At 49.0% G+C, this 3,709-nt stretch carries 6 protein-coding genes; all 6 read left to right on the forward strand.

Annotated elements, in window-relative coordinates:
- Positions 1–115: 115 nt before the first annotated feature.
- Positions 116–253 carry a hypothetical protein gene (locus AB7S66_RS11975; RefSeq protein WP_428520303.1) on the forward strand — a complete coding sequence of 46 codons (138 nt, stop codon included), beginning with the start codon at positions 116–118 and terminating at the stop codon, positions 251–253.
- Positions 250–360, forward strand: a complete 111-nt coding sequence (locus AB7S66_RS11980) for a hypothetical protein (protein WP_428520305.1) — start codon at positions 250–252, stop codon at positions 358–360. Before AB7S66_RS11975 ends, AB7S66_RS11980 begins: the two co-directional genes overlap by 4 nt.
- Positions 361–488: 128 nt before the next feature.
- The gene (locus AB7S66_RS11985; protein ID WP_428520307.1) at positions 489–899 is read left to right on the forward strand and encodes a GntR family transcriptional regulator; all 411 of its coding nucleotides are present in this window, start codon (positions 489–491) and stop codon (positions 897–899) included.
- 2 nt (positions 900–901) lie between these two features.
- Positions 902–2,017, forward strand: a complete 1,116-nt coding sequence (locus AB7S66_RS11990; RefSeq protein WP_428520309.1) for a slipin family protein — start codon at positions 902–904, stop codon at positions 2,015–2,017.
- Positions 2,004–2,684, forward strand: coding sequence for an ABC transporter ATP-binding protein (locus tag AB7S66_RS11995; RefSeq protein WP_428520313.1), 681 nt, complete (start codon positions 2,004–2,006; stop codon positions 2,682–2,684). The genes AB7S66_RS11990 and AB7S66_RS11995 overlap by 14 nt, the downstream gene beginning before the upstream one ends.
- Positions 2,684–3,709 (forward strand): ABC transporter permease (locus AB7S66_RS12000; RefSeq protein ID WP_428520311.1); only part of this gene is annotated, 1,026 nt, incomplete at its 3' end. The genes AB7S66_RS11995 and AB7S66_RS12000, both read left to right, overlap by 1 nt.

The following is a 3,709-nucleotide window of genomic DNA, read 5'->3' on the forward strand; positions in this document are numbered from 1 at the left end:
GACCAATGGCCCTGAGGACGGTGAATATGTAAAAAACACCTACAGGGAAGCCAAACTGGAGGCTCATCAATCCTGGTAACTGGAAGTTTCCCCGGAGAATACGCTGTTCCTCTATATGGTGGAGGGATCACTGCTCACCGATGGACAGGAGGTACCTTTCCATAGGGCTGTACTCTTTGGAGAAGGGAATACCCTTTCACTCTCATCTGGAGAAGCAGGTGTTCGTTCCTTTCTCTATGCGGAAAACCGTTGAAGGAGCCCATTGCTTGGATAGGTCCCATTGTCATGAATACTCCTGAAGCGCTACGTCTTGTGCGGCAGGAACTGCAAGGAAATACCTTGATCAAACATAAGCAATAAATCAAGGCAATAAGCATATACGCTGCTTCCTATGGGAGGCAGCTCTTTTATTTCTGGACAGACTTATGATTTTGTTGACATTGTACTAATATACCAGTACAATAATACAAGAAACAAGGAGAGCAATGGTGGCCAAGATCGAACCAAAGTTGGAATTCAGTCTGGATGTCAAGAGTGGTGTGCCTTTCTATAAGCAGATCATCTTCCAAGTGGAGATGGCCATTGCCGATGGCAGACTGGGAAAGGGCTCCCAACTTCCTACCGTTCGAGCGCTGGCGGTGGAATTAAGCATCAACCCGAACACAGTTGCCAGGGCATACGCAGAGATGGAAATCAGAAATATCGTGGTGACCCAACAAGGCTCAGGAACCTTCATCAGTAATAAGGAAGTCAGTATTGATGGGATCGAACGGGAACGTATCCTTTCCCAAATCACCAAGGAATATATGACAAAAGCTTCTTCCTATGGATTCCAGCCAGATGAGTTGATCGCGGCCATCAAGGACATGGGAAATGAAGTACATACACAAGGGGAATAATCATGAACCTGTACAAGAAAAAAATTGAGCGCATCAAGAACATGAAGGGTTTCGTTTTGAAGAAGGACTTCAACTACGGAGCACTTTCCTTCCTGGTGTTGGCACTCTTTCTCGCTGGAGGAGCTATCCTTCAACTCTTGCTCTACCCTACCATGCCACATGAGGCGCTTGTCATGGTGAGCACTGCGACATTTACAGCAGCAATCCTCATCGCTCTCTTCCCCCTGTGGACATTGGTGATGGCAATCATCCTGATCCTGTGGGTCTGGGTGATCGGAGATCTTTCATTGTATCTCTATCCGATCACCGCCCTTTCCTCGCTTGGGCTTCTCATCTCATCCTCTTTCCAGTTGGTCTACCACTGGGACAAGGTCATCATTCTGAGGTTGGGAAAGTTTCAGACGGTCAGGGGACCTGGGCTATTTTTCCTAATCCCCTTGGTCGACCGCGCTGCTGAGTTCATCGATACCCGTATCAGGGCAACTGACTTCAGTGCCGAGAAAACACTCACCAAGGATACTGTTCCTGTCCATGTGGATGCCTTGGCATTCTGGATGATCTGGGATGCAAAGAAGGCAATTCTGGAAGTAGAGGATTACACAGAGGCAGTCATCCTATCCGCCCAGACAGCACTTCGCGATTCCATCGGCAAGCACTATCTGAGAAGTCTACTCAGCGAACGTGAAGAGCTCGGACGGGAGATACAGCAAGCCCTCGATGCCAAGACCAATCCATGGGGAGTTACCATTCTCTCAATAGAGATTACCGATATCATCATCCCAAAGGAACTGGAGGATGCACTGAGCAAGCAAGCACAAGCTGAGCGAGAGAAGGAATCGAGAATCATATTGGGTGCTGCAGAGGTGGAGATTGCCAAGAAATTTACCGAGGCTTCAGCTGAATATGCCAATGACCCGATCGCACTGCAACTCCGGTCGATGAATATGGTGTATGAGGGAATAAGGCAGAACAACTCAATGATGTTGATGCCGGCCTCAATCCTGGAACATATGGATTTCGGGGCGGTGATGGGAACAGCGGCAATGCAGAAAGTAGAACAACAGGCCAAACGAAACAGTGAGAAGGAAGTAACAGAAGATGAGCATGATCAGACTTGAAAAAGTATCGAGAAACTACAAGACAGGTGAAACGGTAGTAAAGGCATTGAAAAAAGTTTCCCTGGATATTGAAGCAGGTGAGTTTCTCTCCATTGCAGGGCCCTCAGGATCTGGAAAGACCACGTTGCTCAATCTTATTGGTTGTATAGATGGCTTGGATGAAGGAGAAATTTTCATCAATGGTGATGCAATCAGTACAATGGACAAGGTTGAGAAAACAGCATTCAGGAGAAATAATCTTGGCTTTATTTTCCAGACCTACAACTTGATCCCTGTCCTCTCCGCCTACGAGAATGTCAGTTTTGTACTCTCCTTGCTTGATGTCAGCGAGGGTGAGATCAAGAGACGCACCTATGAGGTACTCAAGGAAGTTGGTCTTGAGGGGATGGAAGACCGACGTCCCGCCAAGCTCAGCGGCGGGCAGCAGCAGAGGATAGCCATCGCCCGCGCGCTCGTAAAGAACCCACAGATCATCCTCGCTGATGAACCGACTGCCAATCTGGATTCCAAGACTGGGGAAGAGATTCTCAAGCTGATGAAACGCATGAACGAGAAGTATCATACCACATTCATCTTCTCCACTCACGACCAGATGGTCATGGACTACGCCTCCCGCCTTGTGCAACTGCATGACGGGGCCATCGTCAGTGACGAGAGGAGGCGATAATGAAATTTATCCTGCAATTGGCAGTGAAGAATCTCAGTCGCTATAAGCGGCGTACGATTATCACATCGGTGGCCATCGCAGTTGGATTGATGATGTACATCATCGTTGATTCCATCCTCGGGGGTGCTACGCTGGAATCAATGCGCAACCTCCGTTGGTATGAGACCGCCTCCCTGCGTATCTATGCTGATGGATACTGGGAAGATCGTGCGTATCTTCCTCTAGAGGCCAGCATAGAAAATCCTGAATCCATCATTCCATTGGTAGAGGAAGAACAAGGAATGGCAACAGTCAGGACCACCTTTGCCGCTGAGATGATTCTCTATAGTGATGACTTTGGTGAAGACGGCAATATGAGTGTCAAAGTGACTGCCATCGATCCAGAACAAGATTTCGAAGTCTATCGTTTCGAGGATACCTTGGTGAAAGGACGACACCTTGAACCGGGGGAGATGGACGGAGTGGTATTGGGCAGCTGGTTTGCTGAGGACATAGGGGCAGAGGTCGGCTACTGGGTTACGTTCCTCACCAGGGGCAAGGGAGGCTTCTATGAGGCCTTCGACATGCAAATTGTCGGTATCGTGAACTGCCCCAACCCCAATGTGAACCGAACACTCATCATGATGGATATCACAGCTGCAGACATGTACCTTGGAATGGAGAACTCGGTGACAAGTATCGATATCGTCTTCCCTGAGAAAACCAACCTTGAACAGGCGAAAGCCACCTTGCAAGCAAAACTCCCTGAAGGGTTCAGTGTCTTCACCTGGGAAGATCTTGCTCAAGACTACCTGGCACTGGTGGAAGCAAAGCAAGGGGGAACCGGGATGATTCTCTTCCTTGTCTTCATTATCGCAGCTGTGGGAGTCTCCAACACCATGTTGATGGCGATGTATGAGAGAATGAGAGAGCTTGGCATGATGCGTGCCCTCGGTATGCGGGACCGGGACATCCTTCTCTCCTTCCTCTTTGAGGCCGGAGGTATCGGACTCATTGGGTCAGTCGTGGGAATCGCGCTGGGAAGC

This window comes from Sphaerochaeta sp. (assembly GCF_050178175.1).
In the GTDB taxonomy this organism is placed as follows: Bacteria; Spirochaetota; Spirochaetia; order Sphaerochaetales; family Sphaerochaetaceae; genus Sphaerochaeta.